General features: G+C 70.6%; 22 protein-coding genes. 12 read left to right on the forward strand and 10 right to left on the reverse strand.

The features are described from left to right. Window positions 1-337: 337 nt before the first annotated feature. A complete protein-coding gene (locus tag OG496_RS40565; protein WP_366493325.1) occupies window positions 338-2,389 on the forward strand; it encodes an APC family permease in 2,052 nt (683 codons plus the stop codon). 143 nt (window positions 2,390-2,532) lie between these two features. After that, window positions 2,533-3,861 (forward strand): class I SAM-dependent RNA methyltransferase, encoded by a 1,329-nt coding sequence (locus tag OG496_RS40570; protein ID WP_366493324.1) that lies wholly within the window; start codon window positions 2,533-2,535, stop codon window positions 3,859-3,861. A gap of 700 nt (window positions 3,862-4,561) precedes the next feature. On the opposite strand, the gene OG496_RS40575 is transcribed toward OG496_RS40570, so the two are convergent. Both OG496_RS40575 and ribB read right to left on the reverse strand, forming a co-directional pair. Further along, window positions 4,562-5,260, reverse strand: a complete 699-nt coding sequence (locus tag OG496_RS40575) for an HAD family hydrolase (RefSeq protein WP_405974381.1) — start codon at window positions 5,258-5,260, stop codon at window positions 4,562-4,564. Then, window positions 5,257-5,907: a 3,4-dihydroxy-2-butanone-4-phosphate synthase gene (gene ribB / locus OG496_RS40580; protein ID WP_405974382.1), complete on the reverse strand. Its 651-nt coding sequence runs from the start codon at window positions 5,905-5,907 to the stop codon at window positions 5,257-5,259. Before ribB ends, OG496_RS40575 begins: the two co-directional genes overlap by 4 nt. A 410-nt stretch (window positions 5,908-6,317) precedes the next feature. Between ribB and OG496_RS40585 the strand changes: the two genes are divergently transcribed. Further along, complete coding sequence (locus OG496_RS40585) at window positions 6,318-6,860, forward strand: hypothetical protein (RefSeq protein WP_405974383.1); 543 nt, start codon at window positions 6,318-6,320, stop codon at window positions 6,858-6,860. Between the two features lie 255 nt (window positions 6,861-7,115). Here the strand turns inward: OG496_RS40585 and OG496_RS40590 are convergent, their stop codons facing one another. Both OG496_RS40590 and OG496_RS40595 read right to left on the reverse strand, forming a co-directional pair. Continuing rightward, complete coding sequence (locus OG496_RS40590; RefSeq protein ID WP_405974384.1) at window positions 7,116-7,781, reverse strand: TetR/AcrR family transcriptional regulator; 666 nt, start codon at window positions 7,779-7,781, stop codon at window positions 7,116-7,118. Beyond that, window positions 7,778-8,461, reverse strand: coding sequence for a DUF998 domain-containing protein (locus OG496_RS40595; protein ID WP_405974385.1), 684 nt, complete (start codon window positions 8,459-8,461; stop codon window positions 7,778-7,780). The genes OG496_RS40590 and OG496_RS40595 overlap by 4 nt, the downstream gene beginning before the upstream one ends. A gap of 188 nt (window positions 8,462-8,649) precedes the next feature. Between OG496_RS40595 and OG496_RS40600 the strand changes: the two genes are divergently transcribed. The 4 genes from OG496_RS40600 to OG496_RS40615 all read left to right on the forward strand — a co-directional run bounded on the left by OG496_RS40600 (window position 8,650) and on the right by OG496_RS40615 (window position 12,804). Next, window positions 8,650-9,249: a hypothetical protein gene (locus OG496_RS40600; RefSeq protein WP_405974386.1), complete on the forward strand. Its 600-nt coding sequence runs from the start codon at window positions 8,650-8,652 to the stop codon at window positions 9,247-9,249. A gap of 74 nt (window positions 9,250-9,323) precedes the next feature. Further along, window positions 9,324-10,016 carry an alpha/beta fold hydrolase gene (locus OG496_RS40605; protein WP_405974387.1) on the forward strand — a complete coding sequence of 231 codons (693 nt, stop codon included), beginning with the start codon at window positions 9,324-9,326 and terminating at the stop codon, window positions 10,014-10,016. A 183-nt stretch (window positions 10,017-10,199) separates the two neighbouring features. Further along, window positions 10,200-11,603 (forward strand): carotenoid oxygenase family protein, encoded by a 1,404-nt coding sequence (locus OG496_RS40610; RefSeq protein ID WP_405974388.1) that lies wholly within the window; start codon window positions 10,200-10,202, stop codon window positions 11,601-11,603. A gap of 238 nt (window positions 11,604-11,841) precedes the next feature. After that, window positions 11,842-12,804 carry an RNA polymerase sigma factor gene (locus OG496_RS40615; protein WP_405974389.1) on the forward strand — a complete coding sequence of 321 codons (963 nt, stop codon included), beginning with the start codon at window positions 11,842-11,844 and terminating at the stop codon, window positions 12,802-12,804. 8 nt (window positions 12,805-12,812) lie between these two features. On the opposite strand, the gene OG496_RS40620 is transcribed toward OG496_RS40615, so the two are convergent. The 4 genes from OG496_RS40620 to OG496_RS40635 all read right to left on the reverse strand — a co-directional run bounded on the left by OG496_RS40620 (window position 12,813) and on the right by OG496_RS40635 (window position 16,375). Continuing rightward, window positions 12,813-13,409, reverse strand: coding sequence for a cysteine hydrolase (locus OG496_RS40620; RefSeq protein ID WP_366493313.1), 597 nt, complete (start codon window positions 13,407-13,409; stop codon window positions 12,813-12,815). Between the two features lie 37 nt (window positions 13,410-13,446). Further along, window positions 13,447-14,868: an MFS transporter gene (locus OG496_RS40625; RefSeq protein WP_405974390.1), complete on the reverse strand. Its 1,422-nt coding sequence runs from the start codon at window positions 14,866-14,868 to the stop codon at window positions 13,447-13,449. A 31-nt stretch (window positions 14,869-14,899) separates the two neighbouring features. Beyond that, window positions 14,900-15,373 (reverse strand): MarR family winged helix-turn-helix transcriptional regulator, encoded by a 474-nt coding sequence (locus tag OG496_RS40630; protein ID WP_405974391.1) that lies wholly within the window; start codon window positions 15,371-15,373, stop codon window positions 14,900-14,902. Between the two features lie 84 nt (window positions 15,374-15,457). Next, complete coding sequence (locus tag OG496_RS40635) at window positions 15,458-16,375, reverse strand: alpha/beta hydrolase (protein WP_405974392.1); 918 nt, start codon at window positions 16,373-16,375, stop codon at window positions 15,458-15,460. 155 nt (window positions 16,376-16,530) lie between these two features. Here OG496_RS40635 and OG496_RS40640 point away from each other — a divergent pair, with 155 nt between their 5' ends. Continuing rightward, a complete protein-coding gene (locus tag OG496_RS40640; RefSeq protein ID WP_405974393.1) occupies window positions 16,531-17,415 on the forward strand; it encodes a helix-turn-helix transcriptional regulator in 885 nt (294 codons plus the stop codon). Window positions 17,416-17,425: 10 nt separating this feature from the next. Here the strand turns inward: OG496_RS40640 and OG496_RS40645 are convergent, their stop codons facing one another. Beyond that, window positions 17,426-18,418: a 2-hydroxyacid dehydrogenase gene (locus OG496_RS40645; RefSeq protein ID WP_405974394.1), complete on the reverse strand. Its 993-nt coding sequence runs from the start codon at window positions 18,416-18,418 to the stop codon at window positions 17,426-17,428. 131 nt (window positions 18,419-18,549) lie between these two features. Beyond that, complete coding sequence (gene nac / locus OG496_RS40650) at window positions 18,550-19,464, reverse strand: nitrogen assimilation transcriptional regulator NAC (RefSeq protein WP_366493307.1); 915 nt, start codon at window positions 19,462-19,464, stop codon at window positions 18,550-18,552. A 294-nt stretch (window positions 19,465-19,758) separates the two neighbouring features. Here nac and OG496_RS40655 point away from each other — a divergent pair, with 294 nt between their 5' ends. The 4 genes from OG496_RS40655 (at window position 19,759) to OG496_RS40670 (ending at window position 23,957) form a co-directional block, all read left to right on the forward strand. Then, entirely contained in the window at window positions 19,759-20,538 is a 780-nt protein-coding gene (locus tag OG496_RS40655) for a LamB/YcsF family protein (RefSeq protein ID WP_405974395.1), read from the forward strand. Window positions 20,539-20,543: 5 nt separating this feature from the next. Continuing rightward, window positions 20,544-21,341: an allophanate hydrolase subunit 1 gene (locus tag OG496_RS40660; RefSeq protein ID WP_405974396.1), complete on the forward strand. Its 798-nt coding sequence runs from the start codon at window positions 20,544-20,546 to the stop codon at window positions 21,339-21,341. Next, window positions 21,334-22,320: a biotin-dependent carboxyltransferase family protein gene (locus tag OG496_RS40665; protein WP_405974397.1), complete on the forward strand. Its 987-nt coding sequence runs from the start codon at window positions 21,334-21,336 to the stop codon at window positions 22,318-22,320. Before OG496_RS40660 ends, OG496_RS40665 begins: the two co-directional genes overlap by 8 nt. Window positions 22,321-22,646: 326 nt before the next feature. Then, the gene (locus OG496_RS40670) at window positions 22,647-23,957 is read left to right on the forward strand and encodes an MFS transporter (protein WP_405974398.1); all 1,311 of its coding nucleotides are present in this window, start codon (window positions 22,647-22,649) and stop codon (window positions 23,955-23,957) included. The last annotated feature ends 31 nt before the right edge of the window (window positions 23,958-23,988 follow it).

Here is a 23,988-nt window from a genome sequence, read left to right on the forward strand (position 1 = left end):
AGCCCCATCAGGGTCTCAGACCGAGGCCAAAGTACACACGTCCGGTCCTTTGGGGGCACCCCTGTGCGTCAGCGGCGGCCGATGCTGCGCACGCTGGCCAGGGTGAGGATTCCGAGGCCGACGAGGGCGGCCAGGGCGCCGATCAGCTCTGCGGTCGCGGGCACAGGACCTCCAGGAGGCGGTGGGGAGCGGGGTTTTGTCATATAGACACGGAGTCGGCGATCTTGACGGAATCCGCAACTCCACTCGTCCCTTATTTCACTCGTGAGGCAGATGACAGGAGGTAAGGCGGGGGAAAGTAGAGGATCGCCTGTTCGAAGGCCTACGATCCTCTGTTGTGTCCAAACTGACCGACGTGCCCAAGCGCATCCTCATCGGGCGCGCACTGCGCAGCGACCGGCTGGGCGAAACGCTCCTTCCGAAGCGCATCGCACTCCCCGTCTTCGCTTCCGACCCGCTGTCCTCCGTGGCGTACGCGCCCGGCGAGGTGCTGCTGGTCCTCTCCATCGCGGGCGTGTCGGCGTACCACTTCAGCCCCTGGATCGCGGTCGCGGTCGTGGTGCTGATGTTCACCGTGGTCGCCTCCTACCGGCAGAACGTGCACGCCTACCCCAGCGGCGGCGGCGACTACGAGGTGGCCACCACCAACCTCGGCCCCAAGGCCGGCCTCACCGTCGCCAGCGCCCTGCTCGTCGACTACGTCCTCACCGTGGCCGTGTCGATCGCCTCCGGTATCGAGAACCTCGGCTCCGCGATCCCGTTCGTGATCGAGCACAAGGTGATCTGCGCGGTCGCCGTCGTGGTGCTGCTCACGCTGATGAACCTGCGCGGGGTGAAGGAGTCCGGCTCGCTGTTCGCGATCCCGACGTACGTCTTCGTCGCGGGCGTCTTCGTCATGATCGCGTGGGGCGCCTTCCGCGGACTCGTCCTCGGCGACACCATGCGCGCGCCGACCGCCGCCTACCACATCAGGGCCGAACACCAGGGCCTGGCGGGCTTCGCCCTGGTCTTCCTGCTCCTGCGCGCCTTCTCCTCCGGCTGTGCGGCCCTCACCGGTGTCGAGGCGATCTCCAACGGCGTCCCGGCCTTCCGCAAGCCCAAGTCGAAGAACGCGGCGACCACCCTCGCGGCGATGGGCATCCTGGCCGTCACGATGTTCTGCGGGATCATCGCGCTGGCCATGACGACCAAGGTCCGCATGGCCGAGAACCCGGGCACCGACCTGCTCCACAACGGCGTGGCGATCGGCTCCGGCTACGTCCAGAACCCGGTGATCTCGCAGGTCGCCGAGGCGGTGTTCGGCAAGGGCAGCTTCCTGTTCGTCGTGCTCGCCGCGGCCACCGCGCTGGTCCTGTTCCTGGCCGCCAACACGGCGTACAACGGCTTCCCGCTGCTCGGCTCGATCCTCGCCCAGGACCGGTACCTCCCGCGCCAGCTGCACACGCGGGGCGACCGCCTGGCCTTCTCCAACGGCATCGTGCTGCTCGCCGGGACGGCCGCCCTGCTGCTGGCGATCTACGGCGCCGACTCGACCCGGCTGATCCAGCTGTACATCGTGGGCGTGTTCGTGTCCTTCACCCTCAGCCAGACCGGCATGGTCCGGCACTGGAACCGCCACCTGGCCACCGAGAAGGACCAGGCCAAGCGCCGCCACATGGTCCGCTCCCGCGCGATCAACACCTTCGGCGCGTTCTTCACCGGCCTGGTGCTGGTCGTCGTCCTGGTCACGAAGTTCACGCACGGCGCCTGGGTGGCGCTGCTCGGCATGTGCATCTTCTACGCCACGATGACCGCGATCCGTAAGCACTACGACCGGGTCGCCGAGGAGATCGCGGCCCCCGAGGGCCCGAGCGACGACAGCCTCCGGCCGTCCCGTGTCCACTCGGTCGTGCTGATCTCCAAGATCCACCGCCCGGCTCTACGGGCCCTGGCCTACGCCAAGTTGATGCGCTCGGACACCCTGGAGGCGCTCAGCGTCAACGTGGACCCGGCGGAGACCAAGGCGCTGCGCGAGGAGTGGGAGCGGCGCGGGATCGACGTACCGCTGAAGGTGCTGGACTCGCCGTACCGGGAGATCACGCGGCCGATCATCGAGTACGTGAAGGGGCTGCGGAAGGAGTCGCCGCGCGACGCGGTGTCCGTGATCATCCCCGAGTACGTCGTCGGCCACTGGTACGAGCACCTGCTGCACAACCAGAGCGCGCTGCGGCTCAAGGGCCGGCTGCTGTTCACGCCGGGCGTGATGGTGACGTCGGTGCCGTACCAGCTGGAGTCCTCCGAGGCGGCGAAGAACCGGGCGCGGAAGCGGCAGGAGTGGAGTGCGCCGGGTGCGGTGCGGCGGGGTCCCGCGGAGGAGCGGCACAGCGAGTCTCCGAAGTCCAAGCTCTAGCCGGGCTCCGGCCCGGCTCTGGCCGGGACGGCTTTGTGGTGAGCGGTCGGGCGGGGTCCACGTAGACTGGTGGGCTGTTGTCCGGCCGTTCCCCTTGGCACGTCCTTTCGCTCGCCCCCTTTCGCATTTGGAGTCACCCCGCCATGCAGGCAGAACCGAAGAAATCGCTGGTGGGGGAGGAGTACGAGGTCGAGGTGGGCCCCGTCGCCCATGGCGGGCACTGCATCGCCCGTACGTCCGAGGGGCAGGTGCTGTTCGTCCGGCACGCGCTGCCCGGTGAGCGCGTCGTCGCGCGGGTCACCGACGGCGAGGAGGGCGCGCGGTTCCTGCGTGCCGACGCGGTGACGATCCTGGACGAGTCCAAGGACCGGGTCGAGGCGCCCTGTCCGTACGCCGGCCCCGGGCGCTGCGGCGGCTGCGACTGGCAGCACGCCAAGCCCGGCGCCCAGCGCCGCCTCAAGGGCGAAGTCATCACCGAGCAGCTGCAGCGGCTCGCGGGGCTCACGCCCGAGGAGGCCGGCTGGGACGGCACGGTGATGCCGGCCGAGGGCGACAAGCTGCCCGCGGGCCAGGTGCCGCGGTGGCGCACGCGCGTGCAGTACGCGGTGGACGTCGACGGCAACGCCGGTCTGCGCAAGCACCGTTCGCACGAGGTCGAGCCGGTCGAGCACTGCATGATCGCGGCGCCGGGCGTCAGCGAGCTGGGCATCGAAGAGCGCGACTGGTCCGGCATGGCCTCGGTCGAGGCGATCGCGGCGACGGGTTCCCAGGACCGCATGGTCATCCTGGAGCCCCGCCCCGGCGCGCGCCTGCCCCTGGTCGAGCTCGAACGCCCCGTCTCCGTCATGCGCGTCGAGGAGCACGACGGCGGCATCCACCGTGTCCACGGCCGCGCGTTCGTGCGCGAACGGGCCGACGGCCGTACGTACCGCGTCGGCAGCGGCGGCTTCTGGCAGGTCCACCCGATGGCCGCGGACACCCTCGTCAAGGCGGTCATGCAGGGCCTGCTGCCGCGCAAGGGCGACATGGCTCTCGACCTGTACTGCGGCGTCGGCCTCTTCGCCGGCGCGCTGGCCGACCGCCTCGGCGACAAGGGCGCGGTCCTCGGCATCGAGTCCGGCAAGCGCGCGGTCGAGGACGCGCGGCACAATCTCGCCGGGTTCGAGCGGGTGCGGATCGAGCAGGGCAAGGTCGAGAGCGTGCTGCCGCGGACGGGGATCAGCGAGGTCGACCTGATCGTCCTCGATCCGCCGCGGGCGGGGGCGGGCAAGAAGACCGTGGAGCACCTGTCGTCGCTCGGGGCGCGGAAGATCGCTTATGTGGCTTGCGATCCGGCTGCGCTGGCTCGGGACCTGGCGTACTTCCGGGATGGGGGGTATCGGGTGCGGACGCTTCGGGCGTTCGACCTGTTCCCGATGACTCATCATGTGGAGTGCGTGGCGATCCTTGAGCCTGTGGCCAAGGTGTCCTGACCTGCGGGTTTGTGGGTGCGTGTTATGTGCGGTGTGGGCGTTACGGGCGATATCTTGACGCTGAAATGACGCTCGCGACGCTCGTTCTGATGGGGCGTCAGGCACGCTGTGCCGCTGGTCGGGCGGGCTGATGCGTGGGCCGGTCAAGTGTGATCGCTGAGGCCGTTCCCTTCCGCGACGTCGCGGCTGGCCCCCTCACCTTCACGGCCTCAGGGCCAAGGCCCAGCCACGACCACCAAGGACCAGGGGCGGAGGCGGAGGCTGCTCCGCCCCCGTACGGACGCGCTGGTGGTCGCGTTGAGCACGGAGGTTGGGGTGAACGTAGAGCCGGGTCTCGATGGTGACCGATGCTGCGTCGGGGATTGGGATGGTGCAGGTCCTGTGGACGACCACCTCGCAGTAGTCGCCGGAGACGAGGGTGTCGTCGCTGCACTCCGTTGCGCTGGCTGCGGCGACGCGATCTGGGACCGCCGAGGCGTCTCGAATCAGCTCCGTTCTGTGAAGATCACCATCCCCGAAGGCGGCATGAACCAGGCTGGCGTGACCTCCGCTGTATCTCATGCGCGCAGATGGCTGGCCACGCCCCGTGCCGGCTTCGCTTACGTCCGCCACGGCTTCGGGAGCCCCGTGCTGGGTCCGGCCGCCTGCCGTAGCGGAGTCGGAGGGCGGATCTGTCCGGTGGCGGGCTCGTTTCCGGTGTTCATGTGGTGGTTTCTTCGGGGATGAGGGATGCGGGCCGGGAGGCGAGCAGCCGGGTCAGCAGTGGGAGTGCTTCGGTCGCGGTGCGGGCCTGGGCCGTGGGCAGGTGGGCGATGCCGTCGGGCAGGGTCATGGCCGCGCGGGGGATGGCGAGGACGCGCATGTCGGCGGCGACGGCCGAGCGGATGCCGGCCGGGGAGTCCTCCACGGCCAGGCACCAGGACGACGGGATGCCGAGCTCGGCCGCCGCGCGCAGGTAGGGGTCCGGTGCGGGTTTGACGCGGGCCACGTCCTCGCCGCACACCACGGCCCGCAGCCTCTTGGCCAGGCCCAGGTGTTCGAGGACCGCCCGGACGAAACGGCGGGGGCTGGCGGTGGCCACGCCGACGGGCCCGTGGCGTTCGGCTTCGAGGACCAGCTCGATGGCGCCGGGCAGGGCCCGGATCTCTCCCGCGGCGCAGGCGTCGACCATCGCGGTGGTGCAGGTGTCGACGACCTCGGCGGTGGTGGCCGCGCCGCCGCACAGGCCGGCGACGTACGAGGCCCAGCTGCCGTTGCCGTGCAGCGCGGCGGTGTCCTGGGGCCGCCAGGGGTGACCGTGGCGGGCGGTGAAGTCGGCGCACACCCGCGGCCAGGCGTCCGCTGTGTCGATGAGGGTGTCGTCCAGGTCGAAGACCGTCGCCCGCAGCACCAGGGTCACACCGTCGCCGTGTCCGCGAGCCGCAGCCCCTGCGACAACTGCTCGATGGAGACCAGTGCCAGTCCGTGTTCGTCGGCGAAGGCGCGCAGGCGGTCGAAGCCGGCGGTGGAGCCGTCGTCCTCGCAGACCTCGCTGATCACCGCGACCGGTGACAGCCCGGCCAGGCGCAGCAGATCGACGCTCGCCTCGGTGTGTCCGCGCCGCTCGGCGATCCCGCCGGGGCGGGCCCGCAGGGGGAGCACGTGCCCGGGCCGGATCAGCTCCTCGGGCCGGGTGGCGGGGTCGGCCAGGGTGCGCACGGTCAGGGCCCGGTCCGCGGCGGAGATGCCCGAGCCGACGCCGACCGCGTCCACGGAGACCGTGTAGGCGGTGGTCTCGATGGTGTCCGTTCCGGGGGCGGGCGGGACCATCAGCGGCAGCTCCAGCCGGTCGGCGATCTCGGGGGCCATCGGCGCGCAGATCAGCCCGCTCGTCCAGCGGACGAAGAATGCCAGGGCCTCGGCGGTCGCGAACTCGGCCGCCATGACCAGGTCCCCCTCGTTCTCGCGGTCCGCGTCGTCGACGACGATGACCGGCCGTCCGGCCCGCAGATCGTCGACGGCGAGCGCGAGCGGGTCCAGCGACTGCGGAACCGATGCTGACGTCACAGCAACCAGCCTCTCCTCGGAATCATGAGTGTGCTTGCCGTGGATGCATCGGTAACCGGACAGATGTTCTTGAGAAACCTGTACGCCAAGGGGGCGAGTCCTCGGACGAGCCGCGGGTCTGTGCCGGTGGTTCCGCACGGTCCGTGAGCGGAGACGACGGGCATCGGGAGGCTTGCGTGGAGGCAGGCACACCCAGCATCGGTCGGGCTGGGCGTGCCTGCCTCACCCGGACCAGATCATCCGAGACGGGACAAATGCTTGGTTGGACCGTGGAGATTTCGGCGGCCTGCGGGGTGCGCCATGCAGGTGGTGCGGAGTCGGCTTCGGGCGCGGACGCGGGCCATCGTGCTCGGAGATCGGTTGGCTGCTTGGGTTCGCTCCCATCCCAGAAGTAGAACGAGGCCCCTCACGTGCGTAGTCCCCTCATTTCGGCGGCGGTCGCCGTCGCCGCGGTGATCGCTCTGTCCCCGCTCAGCCCGGCTTCGGCCGCCGACCCGGCCGACATCGGTGACATCAGCTGCCACGGCGGCTCTCTCACCGTGCAGTTCGACCCCGGCATCACGTTCGCCAAGAACACCGTGCGGCTGTCCGCCAACGGTGAGTTGGGCATCTGCTCCTCCGCCGCGCACCCGAAGATCACTGGCGGTACGGTCCGGATCGAAGCCTCGCTGACCGCCGTTTGCCCGGGCCCGATCGGGCCCGGATACGCCAAGGTCACGATCAGCTGGAACGACGGAAGCCGCACGGTCATCAACCAGTCGACGTTCCGCGGCGACGCACAGTCCTTCTCCATGGAGGGCGGCTCCATCTCCGACGGCACCTTCGCCGGAGGCACCGCACGCGCCCACGGTCGCACCACCAGCAATCTGGTCGAACTCGGCGCAGCGTGCGTGCTGGGGGGCATCACCAGCTACACCGCGTCCATCGACGGGCTCGACGTCGGCGACATCTAGACGAACAGGCAGTTCCCGGACGCGGGTGGTCCCGGCGCCGGGCACCTGCCGCCCAACCGACCGGACGGACCGGGCCGGGGAACCTTGCACTCGCTCCGGTCCGGCGTGCTGGATCGGAGCGGGTGGTGCTGTTGCCGTAGGTCAGCACCACCCAGCCGTTCTCGCGGCGGGGATGTGCGTGGATGCCGATCGGTGAGCGGGCCGTGGACGGAAGGCTCGTTCGACGCTCCGAGTGCGTCTCGGCCCGGGTTGCCCCTACTGGCCGCCCTGCTCGCCCACCGGCTTCGGCCAGCTGTCCAGCAGTTGGTCGTCCGTCAGCGCCGACGTGTGCTCCGCCGGCGACGGATCCAACCCGAACCCCACCATCAACACCTCCGCATACCGCCGCCAGGCATCCGGCGCGACGTCGTGCGTGCGGTCCGCGACCGCGCCGATCATGTTCAGGAAGGCGTACACGTCGGCGCTGACGAAGTCCTTGCGGACCGCGCCCGCTGTCGCCGCTCGTTCGGCGAGGCCGTCCACGAGGCGGCCCAGTTGGTCGCGGGTGCGGGCGACGGGGCCCGTGTCGAGGCTGGCGTTGGCCAGGACGACCTCCAGAGCGCGGTCCTCGGAGCGCCACTGTGCCGCCGCCAGCAGGTAGTGCCGTAGGGCCTGGGCCGGGTCCGGCAGCTCCGCGGCCCTGTTCGCCAGGTCCAGGAACATCGTGAAGCGTTCCGTGAACAGGGCGTCCACCAGGGACTGGAGGTCCGGGAAGCGGCGGTAGACCGTGCCTACGCCGATCCCGGCCTCGCGGGCGATCTCGTTGAGGGGCACCGTGGCCCCCCGCCGGGCGAACAGGCGGTCGGCCGTCGTCATGATCAGGCGGCGGTTTCGTTCCGCGTCCGCTCGCAGCGGGCGTTGGTGCGGGGTTTCCGGGCTCACGCCGGGACATTCTCCGGCATCTTCGCCCCGGTGGCCCGGCGCGTCTGCCCGACCAGGAGCGATACGCCGGTCACGACGCTCCACAGCAGCCATGAGTAGACACCGCCCCGCTCGAAGATGCCGGCCGTGCTCGTCGAGACGCCCACGCCCGCCTCGCTCAGCAGGCCGAGCGCGCCGATCGCGATGCTGAACACGCGGTACGCGCGCGGCAGTTGGAGGCTCTTCAGCGAGCCCGCCATGATCACGATCGTGTTCGCGCACACGATGGCGACCGCCGCGCCTCCGACGTGCAGCCCGAGGCTGTAGCCCGGGCCGCTCGCGGAGCCGTGGAACAGGCCGACCAGCAGGAAACCCACCGCGTGCGCGCCCGCGAGGGCGACGACGACGCGGCGCGCGCGGCCCGTGAGCAGGGGGACCGCCAGCAGGATCACCCCGGCGGCGAACAGGACGCCCTGGACGATGAACGACGTGTTCATCAGTGCGTGGTCCGGCGAGCAGATCACGCGGTCCTGGAATTTCGTGCCGCAGTCCGGGACGCCCAGGTCGCTGATGTAGTTCGTGGCGTAGCTGTAGACCGGGTTGGTCCAGGCAGCCGCGGCGACCGCCTCGGACACCACCCACTGCACCGCGTTCAGCACCAGGACGGCGGCCCCCAGGGGAAGCCAGATCTTGCGTGACATCGGAACTCCCATCACGACTCCTCTCGACAGGTCATGCTCACCACCCTACATTAAGTGGATAGAGCTATCCGGTTAGTGGTCCTGGGTGCCCGCCGACCGTGTGATCGGCATCACATTGCAAGGTTCGAACTTCGAGGGCCGCCGTGCATCTAGTCGGCGTCCACTCCCATCCACCGAGGAAACAATCAATGTTGGCTTATCTGCCCGGATTCGCCCCCTGGATCGTCGCCGGCGTCCTCTCGTCCTTCGACTGGCGCTGGGGCGCGCTCGGCGGTCTCGTCACGGGGCTGCTGATGATGCTGAACGACCGTCGCCGCGGGGTCGGCTTCGACGCGCTCGTGCTGGAGCTCAGCACCCTCGCCTACTTCGTGGTGATCGGCGCCGTCTCCGTCGTCAGGCCGGACTCGTCGCTGGCCGGCCACACCGACGTCATCTCCTTCGTCTGGCTGGGTGGCACCGCCTGGGGGAGTCTGGTGGTCCGGAGCCCCTTCACGCTGGGCATCGCCAAGCGGCAGACCCCGCGCGAGTACTGGGACATGCCGGAGTTCGTCCAGGTCAACAACTACGTCACCAGTGCCTGGGGAGCCGGCTTCACCTTCATCGCCGTCAGCCTGGCCATCGCGGGCGCGGTGGACGCCCCGGCCTGGGTCGGCATCACCGCCCACGTCGTCGGCCTCGTTGCCCCCGCCGTCTTCACGAAGGTCTATCCCGCCCGCGCCCAGGCCCGCCTCGTGGCGCTGGCGCAGGCACCGGCGCAGACCCAGCCGTCGGTGCGGGCCGTTCAGTGACGGCCGTTCCCGTCCGGCTACTTGCCTGACCTCTCAGCACCAAAGCACTTACCCCACAAAGGAGTTGGCGCATCGTGAGCATCGCAAAGAACGTCGTCCTCGTGCACGGCGGATTCGTCGACGGATCGGGCTGGCGGGGCGTCTACGACGCGCTCCGCGCCGACGGCTACCACGTGAGCGTCGTCCAGAACCCCACGCTGTCCCTCGAAGGCGACGCCGCCACGACCAAACGGGTCCTCGACGCCCAGGACGGCCCGACCGTACTCGTCGGACACTCCTACGGCGGCGCGGTGATCACCGAGGCCGGCACCCACGAGAACGTGTCAGCGCTCGTGTACGTCACGGCGTTCGCGCCCGACAAGGGCGAGTCGGTGAACACCCTCATCGCCGACCCGCCGCCCGGGGCTCCGGTTCCGCCGATCCTGCCGCCCGTCGACGGGTTCCTCTTCCTCGACCGGGAGAAGTTCGCCGCGTCCTTCGCCGGGGACCTGCCCGCCGCCGACGCCCAGTTCCTCGCGGACTCCCAAGTGCCGTGGGGCGTGGACGCGTTGGCGGGCGCGGTCACCGAGCCCGCCTGGCAGACCAAGCCCAGTTTCTACCTCGTCGCCACCGACGACCGCATGATCCCGCCGCCCGCCCAGCGCCTCATGGCCGAGCGGGCCGGCGCGACCGTGACCGAGACCGGCGGCAGCCACGCCGTGTACGTGTCCAGGCCCGCCGAGGTCGCCGCGTTCATCAAGAAGGCGGCGTCGGGCACCACCGCCTGAGCCGCCCGATCCTTCTCCCTCCGTCGACTGTCGTGGCGGCCGCGGCGCTCAGCACGGCCGCCACCACCGCGGCGGCGGACGCGCGCCATCAGCGTCCGCCGCCGCGGCCGGCGCCTGGCCAACTCCGGCCCGGACCAAGGGTGTTCGGGCGCCTGGAGCCACAGAACCTTTAAGGAAAGCAGCATGACGACCGAGAACGAGACACCCGTTCCCCTCTACCTCCAGGGCCGCTTCGCGCCGGTCCCCGAGGAGTACACCGCGGCCCAGCTCACCGTGCGGGGCACCCTCCCGCCCGACCTGGACGGCCGCTATCTGCGCAACGGCCCCAACCCGCTGCCCGGCGAGGACCGGGGCCACTGGTTCACCGGGCCCGGCATGCTGCACGGCATCCGGCTGCGCGGCGGCCGTGCCGAGTGGTACCGCAACAGGTGGGTGAAGACGAGGGAGTTGGAGGGTCACCCCTTCGTCCGCGAGGACTTCAGCGTCGACCTCGCCGCGGTGCCCGCCAACACCCATGTGATCCGGCACGCCGACACCGTCCTCGCCCTGTGCGAGGTGGGCCTGCCCTACTGGGTCACCCCGGAGCTGGAGACCGTCGGCCCGTACGACTTCGGCGGGAAGCTGACCACCGCGATGACCGCGCATCCCAAGGAGGACCCGGTCACCGGCGAACTGCACCTGTTCGGGACCGGGTTCGCGCCGCCCTACCTCACCTACCACCGGGTCACCCCGGAGGGCGAGCTGCTCGACAGCCGGCCGATCGACGTGCCCGGGCCGACGATGATGCACGACTTCGCCATCACCGAGCACCACATCGTGTGGATGGACCTGCCCGTCGTCTTCGACCACACCCTGGCCGGGCGTGGCGGCATGCCCTACCGGTGGGCCGAGGCGTACGGCGCGCGGATCGGGATCATGTCCCGCGAGCACGGTTCCACCGACGTGCGGTGGCTCGACGTCGACCCCTGCTACGTCTTCCATGTGGGCAACGCCTACGAGGACGCGCAGGGCCGTGTGGTGCTGGACGCCGTGCGCTACGACGACGCCGGGTTCCGGAAGGTCTGGGGCGACATCGGCGGACCCGCCGGGCAGAGCACGCCGAGCGTCCCCGGTGCGCCGAACGGTCAGGTCGGGGTGCGCGAGCCGGGCCACACCCAGGCCCCCTCCGTCCTGTACCGGTGGACCCTGGACCCGGTGGCCGGCCGCGTCACCGAGACCCAACTGGACGACCGCGAGGCCGAGTTCCCCACCCACAACGAGACCCTCACCGGGCGCCGGAACCGCTACCTCTACACGGTCAACGGCGACGGCATCGCCAAGCACGACCTGGAGCGCCAGACCGGTGACGTCCACAAGACACCCGGCAGCCGCTACTCCGGCGAGGCCGTCTTCGTACCGGCGTCGGACGGTACCGACGAGGACGCGGGCTGGCTCATGTCGCTCGTCTCGGACGACAACGGGGCGGCCGGTGAACTCCTCGTCCTCGACGCCGCCGACCTCTCCGTGCAGGCGGTCGTGGAACTGCCGTACCCGGTCCCGTCCGGCTTCCATGGCAGCTGGCTCCCCGAGCCCGAGGCCGCCGAATAGGACTGACCCGCCGAACAGGCCTGATACGAGGGCAGGTTGACCGAGATCTCGGCCGACCTGGCCGAGGGGGCCCGACGAGGAGCCGTAGCGGCGTATCTTCCTCGACAAGGGTCCCCTCGGTCCGACACGTGGGGTCCATCTCCTGTTCATCGGCGGGTGGGAGAAGTGGGGTCCCCGGAGCATGAGCCCAACTCCCCGGAGTGGCCCAGGGCTTGTGATGTGTGCGCATGGAGGCTTCATGGTGCCCCTCGACCACCCCACGGATGAGGAACTCACCTTCAGGGCCCAGGCCGGCGAGTCCGATGCCCTGGGTCTGTTGCTGACGCGTCATCAGGCACCCATGCGTGCCGTCGCGTTGAGCCTGCTCGGCTACGGCCCCGATGCCGAGGACGCCGTACAGGAAGCCGCGTTGACCGCGCTGCGGCGCATCGGTGACGTACGGGAGCCTGCCGCCGTAGGGGCGTGGTTGCGGGCGATCGTGCGGAACGCGGCCCGGATGAAGTTGCGGGCCGTGCGGGAGCTGCCCGGGCTCGACGCGCTGGAGCAGGTGTATGTGCGGGACGATGAGCCCTCGCATCCGGAGCGGGTCGTCGAGCAGCACGCGATGCGGGACTGGATCTGGGACGCGGTGGAGGAATTGCCGCAGCAGCAGCGGCTGGTGCTGATGCTGCGGCACTTCAGCGGGATCACCTCGTACCAGGAGATCGCCGAGGTCTGCGAGGTGCCGGTCGGCACCGTGCGCAGCCGGCTCAACCAGGCGCGGGCGAAGATGGCCAAGGTCCTGCTGTCGACCGCGGCCGGGGGCCACGACGACGCCTCCGCGCTCACCGAGGACAGCCGGCAGGAGGCCGAGGTCACGCTGGACGGCGCCATGCGCGGCCAACTGCCCCCGGAGATCCTGGAGTTGTGGCCCGCGGAGACCGAACTGGTCGGCGTCCTCAACAAGGAGGGCGGACGCCTCCATCCCTTTCCGGCGATGCGGAGCACCCGGGACAAGGGCGTGACCCAGCATCTGCGCCATGTCGTGGCCAGCCGGGACATCGCCATCTGGGAGATGGAGGCCGTCAACCCCGCCGGTATCTCCAACCCCTGCCCGCCCACCCTGGCCTGGCTGATGTTCCGCCAGGGCGGGCGGGTGCGGAAACTCCGTGTGGTCTTCCCCGGGACGCCGACGGCGACGCCGCCCGGGGCACCGGCGTGAGCCCCGTGTCAGGCGGAGCGCAGCAGCTGTCGTAGAACCGTGGTGTCGATGACGTGGGCCCGGGACGGGAACACCTTCTCGACCAGCACCTGGTGGGTCTCGGCGTCGGGGTCGGCGACGCCGTCGGACAGGACGAAGACGCGGTAGTCGCGGTCGGCCGCGTCGATGACCGTGGACAGGACCACGCCACTGGTGCTGATGCCGGCGAGCACCAGGGTGTCGATGCCGCGGTCGCTCAACTGCTCGTGGAGATCGGTGGTCGAGCCCGAGCCGTAGCGGATCTTGCGGACGACGATGTCGCCGTCCTCGGGGGTGATCCGCGCGTCGATCTGGGTTGCGTCGTCCTCGTGGTGCAGCATCTTCGCCGCGGCGACCGCGCTGAAGGACTTGTTGGTCCCGGGGACCGCCGACCAGTCGTCCTCGGTGAAGGCGACGCGGACGTAGCCGATGGCGCCGCCGGTCGCGCGGACCTCGGCGATGGTGTCCTTGACCCGCTCGACGAGGGCGTCGGAGTCGGGGGCGATGGGGACGATCCCGTTCTGGAAGTCCATGACCAGCAGGGCGGTGCGCTCGGGGGCGATCGTGGGGAGGGAGGGGGTGCTCACGCGAAATTCTCCTTGAGGGGGGTTCTTACTGGGGCGGTCAGGTGGTCTTGGGGGTGCGGCCCATCAGGCGGCGGTCCAGGACGGTCAGCAGGAGGACCGCGAGGCCCGCGCCGACCAGGACGAGGCCGAGGACGTGCAGGCCGTGGTCGGTCACGCCGGCGCGGAAGACGATGCCGCCGATCACGGCTGAGGTGATCGTCCCGAGGTAGCCGAAGGTCCTGAACAGGCCGGAGGCGGTGCCTATTTGGTCCGGCGGCGCCTCCAGATAGAGGGCGGTCTGGTTGCCGACGGTGGTGGTCGCCGAGGCGACGCCGAAGATCAGGGAGACCAGCACGATCGCGATCGCCGGGCTGTGCGAGTTCAGCAGCATGATCCCGGCCGAGCCGATCAGCATGGACACCGCCGAGACGACCAGCGGGCCGCGGATCAGATTGCGGCTGGCGAGCGGGCGTGAGAGGAGCGCGGACACGGCGCCCATCGGCAGCAGCAGGAGTCCCGCCGTCACGGTGGACAGCCCGTGCGCGGCCTCCATCCACTGCGTCACGCCGTACATCACGGTGTACGTGCCGAGCAGGGAGAGCGCCTGGCGCAGATAGGTCCGGGTGAGGGCGGTGTTGGCGGCGAGGCCGCGGAAGTCGAAGAACGGTGCCGGCTTGCGCAGCTCCCACCAGACCGTGGGCACAGCGGCCAGGACGAAGACGGCGAGCGCGGTCCACCCGAGGCGGGGGAGGCCCATCAGGAAGATGACCAGCGCGGTCATCGTCACGGCGAAACCGAGGATGCCGGGCAGGTCGATCCGGTCGGCGACCCTGCGGAAACCGTTGTCCGCGCGGTCGAGCGGCGGGTCCTTTGGCAGCCAGCGCACGGCCATCACCATCGCGGCCAAAGTCACCGGGATGTTGATCAGGAAGGCCCAGCGCCAGCCCGCGGCGCCGACCAGCAGTCCGCCGATCGGCGGGCCGATGGCGGCGGTGGCCATGCCCGCGATCGCGATGCCGCCGAGCACTCCGCCCGGCGGGGCGTCGAGGCCGGCGTCCTGGGCGCGGCGCCGGATCAGCACCATCGCGCAGGGGAACGCGGCCGAGGTGCCGATGCCGACCAGGACCCGGGCCACGGTCAGCATCGCGAGGTTCTGGCCGAGGCCGCCGACGACCCCGCCGAGGAGCACCAGGACGATCCCGAAGAGGAAGATCCGCCGCGCGCCGAGCACCTCCGCCAGCTTGCCGGCGGTGGGCTGCGCCACCGCGCTGGCCAGGTAGAGCGAGGAGACGAGGACGGCGGTGCTGCCGACCGCGACGTGCAGTTCGGTGGCGATCGGCACCAGCGCGGTCGCGATGATGGAGCTGTTGACCGGGTTGAGGCCGGCGCCCACATAGAGCGGGGTCGTGAAGGTCCACGCGAAGGGCTTGCGCGCGATCTCGCGCGCCGGTCCGGCGGCCTTGCCGGTGCCGGTCGTCATATGCCCGTCCTCATACGGTCGGTCCCGGTCCTCATATGCCGACGTCGTTCAGCTCGGTCGTGGCGAGGCGCTCCAGCAGCTCGATGGCCTTCTCGACGTCCTTGCGCTCGTCCGGGGCGACCAACTGGTCGATGGCCCGGGCCAGGAAGGAGGCGCGGCCCGCGAGCAGCTTCTCGACCAGCTCGGTCGCGGACGGGTCGGCGCTCATCAGCTTCTTGCGGCCGTCCTGCGCGTCGGCCTCGCTGCGGACCAGCCCGGCGGCCTTGAGCACGGCCAGGCTCTGCGCGATGGACTGCGCGCTGACGCGCTCCAGCGCGGCCAGCCGCGCGGCGGTGACCGGTCCCTCCCGTACGACACTCGCCAGCACGCCGAGCTGCGTGAGGGTCAGGCCGGTCGCATGCTGCCCCGATTCCGAGCGCAGCCGTGCGCGCAGCCGGGTCATCGCGTCGTTGAGCCGCTGCGCGGTCGCGACGGACTGCTGCTGCGGCGGGGGGTTCGTGGTCATGGATCCAACGTAAAACTACACAAGCAACTTTGCCAAGTTACTTGTGTAGTTTTCGCTGTCTACTGGATCACAGCACCAGGTGGATCACGCCGTCAGGTGGGCGGCGAAGAAGCCGTCCAGCTTCTCCACGGCGGGCGTCACGTACGCGTCCTTGTCATAGAGGTCGACGTGCGAAGCGCCCTCGATCCACGCCAACTCCTTTGGTCCGTCGGCCTTTTGGAACGCCTCCACGCTCATCCAGGACGTCACCGCGGCCCGCCCGACGATCAGCAGCAGGGGTCGCGGCGCGATCAGTGCGACGGTCGCGAACGTGTCGAAGGCGGCGATGCGATCCACGCTCGTCCAGGTCAGGGACTTCGCCGAGCGGGGGTGCTGGGCGCGCGGAGTGCAGTAGTACTCCCAACCGTCGTAGACATGCGGACCGCCCGCACGTGCCTCCTCCTCGGTGGCGGGGAAGACCGGGAACCGCTGGACGTCCGCACCCTGGGCCTCGGCGGTACGGGCCGCGGAGGCGGCGGCCAGCATGCCCGCTACGACGGCCGGGTCCTGGGCGCCGTCCGCGCCGAGCCGGAACTGCCGTGACATGTCTACGGCGCTGACCGCGCCCACGGCCCGGATCCGCGGGTCGGTCGCGGCCGCCGCCAGGGCGTAGCCGCCGGAGGCGCAGATGCCCAGCGCCCCGATGCGGCCGGGGTCGACCTCGTCGAGGGTGCCGAGGAAGGAGACGGCGGCCTTGAGGTCCTCGACCCGCTGCCCCGGATCCTCCAGACCGCGCGGTTCGCCCTCGCTCTCACCCTGGTGGGCGGCGTCGAAGGCGAGCGTGACGAACCCGCGCTCGGCCAGCAGGCGGGCGTACAGACCGGAGGCCTGTTCCTTCACCCCGGTGCCGGGATGCCCGACCACGATCGCGGGACGCGGCACCCCCGGCGTCTCCCCGTCCGGGGTGTGGAGATGACCGGCGAGCTTCAGGCCCGCGCTGAGGAAGGTGACATCGGTACGCATGGGATGCACTCCAGTCGGAGGTGAGGAGGAGAGGGAAGCCGGTTCTACGGCCATGCCCCCACCGTCACTCCGCCCCACCCGGCGCCACCAGGGACGGCTCTGCCTATGCGGTTCTGTACCAGGCACGCCCCCGCCGACCCGAGGACACTGGAGCCATGGCAGACCGTGACGCGTCGTCCCCCGCCGGCCCCTCCGGCAACGAGCTGGGCGACTTCCTGCGCGCCCGCCGAGCGGACCGCGACCCGCACCAGGCGGGCTTCCCCGACGACGGTCGGCTGCGCCGCGTCCCCGGACTGCGCAGAGAGGAGCTGGCGTACCTCGCGCACGTGAGCGTCGACTACATCGTCCGCCTGGAACAGGGCCGCACCCGCCGGGGCTCCCGCGCCGTCCTGGACGCGCTCGCAGACGCGCTGCACCTCGCCCCCGACGAGCGCACCTACCTCTTCACGCTGGCCGAGGTCGCGCCGGGAGCATCGACCCGGCCACCCGGCCGCTCCGAAGTCGCCCCACGGCTACGGCAGTTGCTGGACACCATGCACGACGTCCCCGCGATGGTGCTGCACCGGGGCATGGACGTCCTCGCCTGGAACCGCGCGGCCACGGCCCTGCTGACCGACTTCGGCGCCGTGCCCCCGGCCGAGCGCAACCTGATCCGGCTCACCTTCCTGGACGCCGACTTCCGGGCGCTGTACGCCGATTGGCCCCGGGCCGCCCGCGAGTGCGTCGCCGTGCTGCGCATGGAGGCGGGCCGCACCCCGCACGACCCGGCACTTGACACCCTGATCGCCGAACTCGGCGCCCGCGACCCGGACTTCCGCACCTGGTGGGCCGAGCATCAGGTCCGCGGACCGCGGCAACTCACCAAGACGTACGTCCATCCGGTCGCCGGTGAACTCACCCTGGACGTCCAGCAGTTCACCGTCGACACGCACCCGGATCAGTTCCTCGTCGCGTACACGGCCCCACCGGACTCGCCCTCGCAGGAGGCGCTGCGGTTCCTGTTGCAGTGGGCCGGCCTCAGCAGCACCCAAGCGGGGTGAACTGGCGCGTTCAGCTGCCGACCGGCGTGCCCGCCACCGCCGAACTGCCGGGAAGGGGCGTACGAGCGGGCCGTTCGGCCAGCACGTCGAGGATGTTGTCCACCGCCAGGTCGACCATCGCGGCCCGGGTCGCCTCGGTCGCCGACCCGATGTGCGGCAGCGTGACCACGTTCGGCTCGGCCACCAGCGGGGACAACTCCGTTCCCATCGGCTCCCGTTCGAAGACATCGAGCCCGGCGGAGTGCAGGCGCCCCTCACGGACGGCGTCCAACAGGGCCTCTTCGTCCACGACCCCGCCGCGCGAGGTGCTGACCAGTGTGGCCGTGGGCTTCATCGCGGCCAGTTCGCGGGCCGAGATCAGATGGCGGGTCTCGTCGGTGAGCGGCACGTGCAGCGACACGACGTCGGAGTCGGCCAGCAGCGCGGCCAGGCCCACCGAGGTCGACAGGTCGTCGTCGGGCGCGTACGGGTCGTGGTGGATCACGCGCATCCCGAAACCGTGGGCGCGGCGGGCGACCGCGCGGCCGATCTGGCCGTAGCCGACCAGGCCGAGGGTGGCTCCGTGGACGTCCAGGCCGAGATAGTCGTGCATCCGGAACAGTTCCCAGGAGCCGTCCGCGAGGCTCGCGGACGCCGCGCCGAGGCGGCGGCGGGCGGCCAGGATCAGCGCGAAGGTGAGGTCGGCGGTGGTCTCCGCGAGGACGCGGGGCGTGTGTGTGACGACGATGCCGCGCTCGGCGGCGGCAGCGCGGTCGACGTTGTCGAAGCCCATGCTGGCCAGCGCGATGACGCGCAGGGAGGGGCCCGCCGCGTCCATGAGGGCGGCGTCCACGGGGTCGTTGCCGAGGGCCAGTACACCGCTCACACCGGGGGCGATGGCGGCGAGGTCGGCGGGTTCGGGCTTGGCGGCACCGGGCCAGGCCACCAGCTCCGCGCTCTCGGACAGGCGTCGCAGGCCTTCGCCGGGCAGGATTTCACGGGTGACGAGGACACGATTCTTCATGTTCTTCTCCAGTGACGAGCCATGTACAGCTAAGTACAGCCATGTACCGCCGTGCATTACCGGCCGGGCGGATTATTCGGAAGACGCTAGCCGCGGCGGTCACCGGAAACAAATAGCGGATTCGTGTGACGCTATTGGTCGTCCTTATTCCTGTCGGTGTCGATCAGTTCCAGGAACAGGTCGTGCACGGCCAGCGCGGGCTCCGAGAGCGGCTGATTGTCCGAGGTCACCACGGACAGTTTCACCGAGATGACGGGCTCCACGATCCGCCGCACGGACAGCTCGCGGACGTCGAGGATGGCGCGCGCCGCCGACCAGGGCAGGACCGTCGCGCCGATGCCCGCGTCCACGGCGTTGACGAGGGTCAGCGCGGACTCGACCTCGCCCACCACGTTCAGCCGGAGCGAGGCCTGCTGGAAGGCGGCGTCCACGACCTGCCGGATCGTGTGGATACGGCTGGGCAGCAGCAAGGGCAGGCCGGCCAGCTCCGCCAGTTTCACCTCGCCCTGCCCCGGCGGCGCCGCGTCGCCGGGCGCGCCGATCAGGTAGAGGTCCTCGGTGCGGACGGGCTCGAACTGGACACCCCGGAGCGGCCCGGCGCCGTAGATGAAGGCCATGTCCATGCGGCCCGTCATGATCGCCTCGCTGATCACGCCGCCGAAGTTCTCGTTGATGTGCAGCAGGATGTCCGGGTAGCGCTCGCGGACGCTCTTCAGGAGGGGCAGTGCGAGGGCCGCGCCCAGGCTGTACGGGGCGAGGCCCACCGAGACGCTGCCTGCGGGGGCTCGGCCGGAGACGTCGACGGCGGCCTGGGCGAGGTCCACCTGGCGGAGGATGAGCTGGGCGTGCAGGTACAGGGCGCGGCCCGCCTCGGTCGGGGCGACCCCGCGCTTGCTGCGGATCAGCAGCTGCTGCCCGAACTGTGCCTCCAGGGCGGACAGTTGCTGGCTCAGCGCCGGCTGGGCGATGTGCAGGATGTCGGCCGCGCGCGTGATGCTCCCCGCGTCGATGATCTTGATGAACGAGTAGAGACGCCTGGTGTCCATTGCGCGGGGCCTTCCAGATGGAGCGAAGCCTCATCGTAGGGAGCGTTCACCCCGAAGCACAGCCCCGACGGGTGGAGGCTGTGAGGGGAGTCATAGCCGTTCGCGATAACGCCAGACCGAACGCATATTGGCGATCACGCGACCGGCGGAATAAGTTGACCGGAACATCCAGACAGGAACACCCGCCCCGGAACATTCTCCGTTCCCGGTGTCACGAAGACGTGCTGGCATCTGTCATCCAGAATTCCCCGTCCCGGAATTCCCCCTTTCCGGCATTCCCTCCCGGAGGACGTCATGACTCCCATGGTTGATCTCGTCGCCGATCTCGGCGAGGGATTCGGCGCGTACACAATGGGCGACGACGCCGCCCTCCTGGAGTTGCTGACGTCCGCCAATGTCGCCTGCGGATTCCACGCCGGTGATCCACGCATCATGGACGCCACCGTGCGGACGTGCGTGGAGAAGCAGGTCGCCGTGGGCGCCCACCCGAGCTTTCCCGACCTGGTCGGCTTCGGCCGCCGCGCGATGGACCTCACGCCGGAGGAGGTCCGCACGGACGTGCTGTACCAGATCGGCGCCCTCCAGGCCTTCGCCGTCGCCCACGGCACCCAGGTGCACCATGTCGCCCCGCACGGCCGCCTCGGCAACCTGGTCGCCGTCCGCGCCGACTACGCCCGTGCCGTCGTCGACGCCGTAGCAGCCCTGGACGAGTCGCTGATCGTCCTCGCGCAGGACGGCGAGCTGGCCGACGCGGCCCGTGCCCGTGGCCTGCGCGTGGGGATCGTAGGCATCGCCGACCGCGCGTACCGCGCCGACGGGACGCTCGTGCAGCGCTCCGAGCCCGGCGCCGTGATCCACGACCCCGACGAGGTCGCCCGGCGCACCCTGCGCATGGTCACCGAGGGCGTCATCCGCAGCGCCGACGGCACGGACGTCCAAGTCGCCTGCGACACCGTCCTGTTGCACGGCGACAGCCCCGGCGCGATCGCCCTGGCCGACCGCATCCGCGAGCAACTCCTCGCCGCCGGGGTCGAGATCACCTCCCTCGACAAAGTCCTGAGCGGCAAGGGGTGACCGACATGAACAGCCTCCTCGCGGACGGCCCGATCGTGAACGGGCCCACCACGAACGGCAGTTGCCTCAAGGCGAACGCCAACGTGACCATCGCCGACTGCGGCGACTCCGCCCTGGTCGCCAAGGCCGTGGGCCTCGCCGCCGAACCGGCCTGGCAGCTCGTCCACGCCCTCGCCGACGCCCTGAACGCGGTCCAACTGACCGGCGTCCACGACGTGGTGCCCACCTACGACGCCCTGCTCGTCGAGTTCGACTGCGCCGCCACCGACCACGACACGGTCCGCCGCGTCCTGGCCCACGAGGCGGCCCGCCTCGGCCCGCACCCCGCCCCGACCACACCCCCGCGCCGCTTCGTCGTCCCCGTCGTCTACGGCGGCGAGTACGGCCCCGACCTCCCCGAGGTCGCCGCCCAACTCGGCCTGACCGAGGGCGAGATCATCGCCCTGCACTCCGGCTCCGACCTGACGGTGCGCTGCCTCGGCGCCCCCGCCGGAGCCCCGATGACGGACGGCCCGCCCTTCCCGAAACCGGTACCGCGCCTGGCCTCGCCCCGCACGAAGGTCGCCCCTGGCTCGATCGCCGTCGCCGGACGCCAGGCCGTCATCTGCCCGATGCCCTCACCCGGCGGCTGGCCGCTCCTGGGCCGCACCCCGGTACGGGTCCTCGACCTGCACAGCGACCCGATCACCGCGTACCGCCCCGGCGACACCTTCCGCTTCCGCCCCATCGAGCCCCAACAGTGGGACGACTACGCCGACTTGAGCCTCGCGGACTGTACGGACCCGGTGGTGCGCCATGGCTGACACCCTCACCATCCGCACCGCCGGCATCGTCACCGTCCAGGACCTCGGCCGCGTCGGCCGCTCCCGCTACGGCCTGCCCGCCAACGGAGCCGCCGACCAGCACTCGGCGCGCGTCGCCAACGTCCTGTGCGGCAACCACGACCGGGCCCCGCTGCTGGAGATCACCGCCCTCGACTTCGCGTGCGTCCCCTCCGCCGACATCCTCATCGCGGTGACCGGCGCCCCCGCCGAGGTCACCGTCGAAGGAGTCGTACGCCCGCAGTGGGAACCGGTCCCGGTCCGAGCCGGCGAGACCATCAGGATCACCGGCATCCACCGAGGCCTCCGCGTCTACCTGGCCGTGCTCGGCTCGTTCGAGGCCGACTACCTCCAGGGCAGCTGCGCCCCCGACACGATCCTCGGCTTCGGCCCCACCCTGAGCGCCGGTGACGAACTCACCCTGCGCACGGCCTGCCCGCCCATCGACCACCCCTTCTCCCGCATCCCCCTGTTCCGCCTGAAGGCGCCGGTCCCCCCGTTCCCCACCAGCTGGACCATCGACGTCACCGACGGCCCCGACCGGGCCGAGTTCAGCGACACGGGCCGGCGCCTGTTCGACGCCCCCTTCACGGTCACCCCGCGAAGCAACCACATCGGCCTGCGCCTCCAGGGCGCGGTACCCCGCCGCGTCACCCAGGGCGAGATCCTCTCCCGCGGCGTCCCCATCGGCGCCGTCGAAGTACCCGCGGGCGACGAACTCCTCGTCCTCCACCGCGGCCGCGGCGTCACGGCCGGCTACCCCGTCCTCGCCGTAGTCACCGCCACCGGCCTGTCCGCCCTGGGCCAGGTCCGCCCCGGCCAGACCATCCACTTCCGCCACCGCACCCTCGACCAGGCGGTAGCTGCCCACCGCACCCAACGCCACGAGATCGACGCCCTGAGAACCAGGGTCCGCACGGCCTTCGAGGCCCTGCGCATCCGCGCACCTGCGGGGGTCTGACCGCCGGCACCTCTCAACGCAGGCCGGCATTACTCAGCGCGTCCCGCACCTCTTCGGCACAGGCCAGCAAAATCAGCCCGTCCGGCACCTCTCGACTCAGGCCGGTACCTCTCAACTCAGGCCGGCATTACTCAGCCCGTCCGGCGTTTGAGGACGAGGCCCGTTCAGGGCCGAAGCGGGGGCCTGGGGGCGCAGCCCCCAGAAGACGCCCACACCAACACCGGCGTCACACCAACACCGGGCGCCGCACCACCCCACCCGCACACAAACCCACCCGCACCCGCTCACCCGCTCCCCGCCACCCCGCTCCCCAGACAGGAGACGCCATGAGTACCGTGGCCGCTCAGCCAGTCCCCAACACGGTCGATCCCAGAACCGCCCGCAAGGTCACCCTCGCCGGGTGCGTCGGGATCTTCGCCGAGCTCTACGACAACGGCATCTTCGGCTTCATGGCCGGATCGCTCGCCGCCGTCTTCTTCCCCGGCTCCGACAACGCCGTCCAGCTCGTCTTCCTCGGCTACGCGGTCTCCTTCTTCTTCCGCCCCCTCGGTGCCGTCATCTGCGGCCACCTCGGCGACCGCATCGGCCGCCAGCGGATGCTGGTCTTCGTCATCCTGCTGATCAGCGCCGCCACCGCGGCCATCGGCGTACTGCCCAGCTACGCGAGCATCGGCATCGCCGCACCCGCGCTGCTGATCCTGCTCCGCGTCGCGCAGGGCTTCTCCGTCGGCGGCGAGGCCTCCGGCGCGATGAGCTTCCTCGCCGAGCACGCCCCCGAGGGCAAGCGCGGCCTGTACACGAGCTACGCGCAGATCGCGTCGTTCCTCGCGCTGCTCACCGGCACGCTGGTCGCCGCCGCGATGACCAGCGGCCTCGGCTCCGCGCGCATGGAGTCCTGGGGCTGGCGCATCCCGTTCCTGCTCGCCGTACCGCTCGGCATCGCCGGTATCTACATCCGCAAGCGCATCAGCGACACCCCCAACTTCACGCGCCTGAAAGAAGAGGACGGCCTCTCCAAGAACCCGCTCAAGGAGGCCTTCGCCTCCGCCGAACACCGGCGCGCCATGCTGCTGGCCCTGTTCATCCCCCTGATGAACGGCTCCGGCTACTACGTCCTGTTCAGCTACATGCCCACCTTCATGAGCACCGAGCTGCACTTCGGCAAGGTCCAGGGCCTCCTCGTCACCGCCTCCAGCCTGGTCGCGATCTGTATCGCCATCCCCTACATGGGCCGCCTCTCCGACCGCATCGGCCGCAAGAAGGTCCTCGCCGGATCCGCCGTCGCGATGGCCGTCGTCGGCATCCCCTGCTACCTGCTGATCGGCACCGGCAACGTGGCCCTCGCCGTGATCGGCGCCTGCATCATGGCCGTTGTGTTCGCCGGCCACACAGGCGTCATCCACATACTCCTCGTCGAACTCTTCCCGACCCGTGTGCGCTACTCCGCCTACGGCCTGGGCTACAACGTCTCCTCCGCCCTCTTCGGCGGCACGGCCCCCCTGCTGATGACCTACCTGATCGACCGCACGGGCAACGTCAACATGCCGGCCTTCTACGCCGTCATCACCGCACTCGGCACGCTCATCGCCGTCTCCCGAGTGACGGACCGGGCGCACCTGCCCCTGCGCGACGCCTGACACCGCCCCCGAAAAACAGGTACCCGCACGC

The sequence above is a fragment of the Streptomyces sp. NBC_00988 genome (assembly GCF_045162645.1).
Classification (GTDB): domain Bacteria; phylum Actinomycetota; class Actinomycetes; order Streptomycetales; family Streptomycetaceae; genus Streptomyces.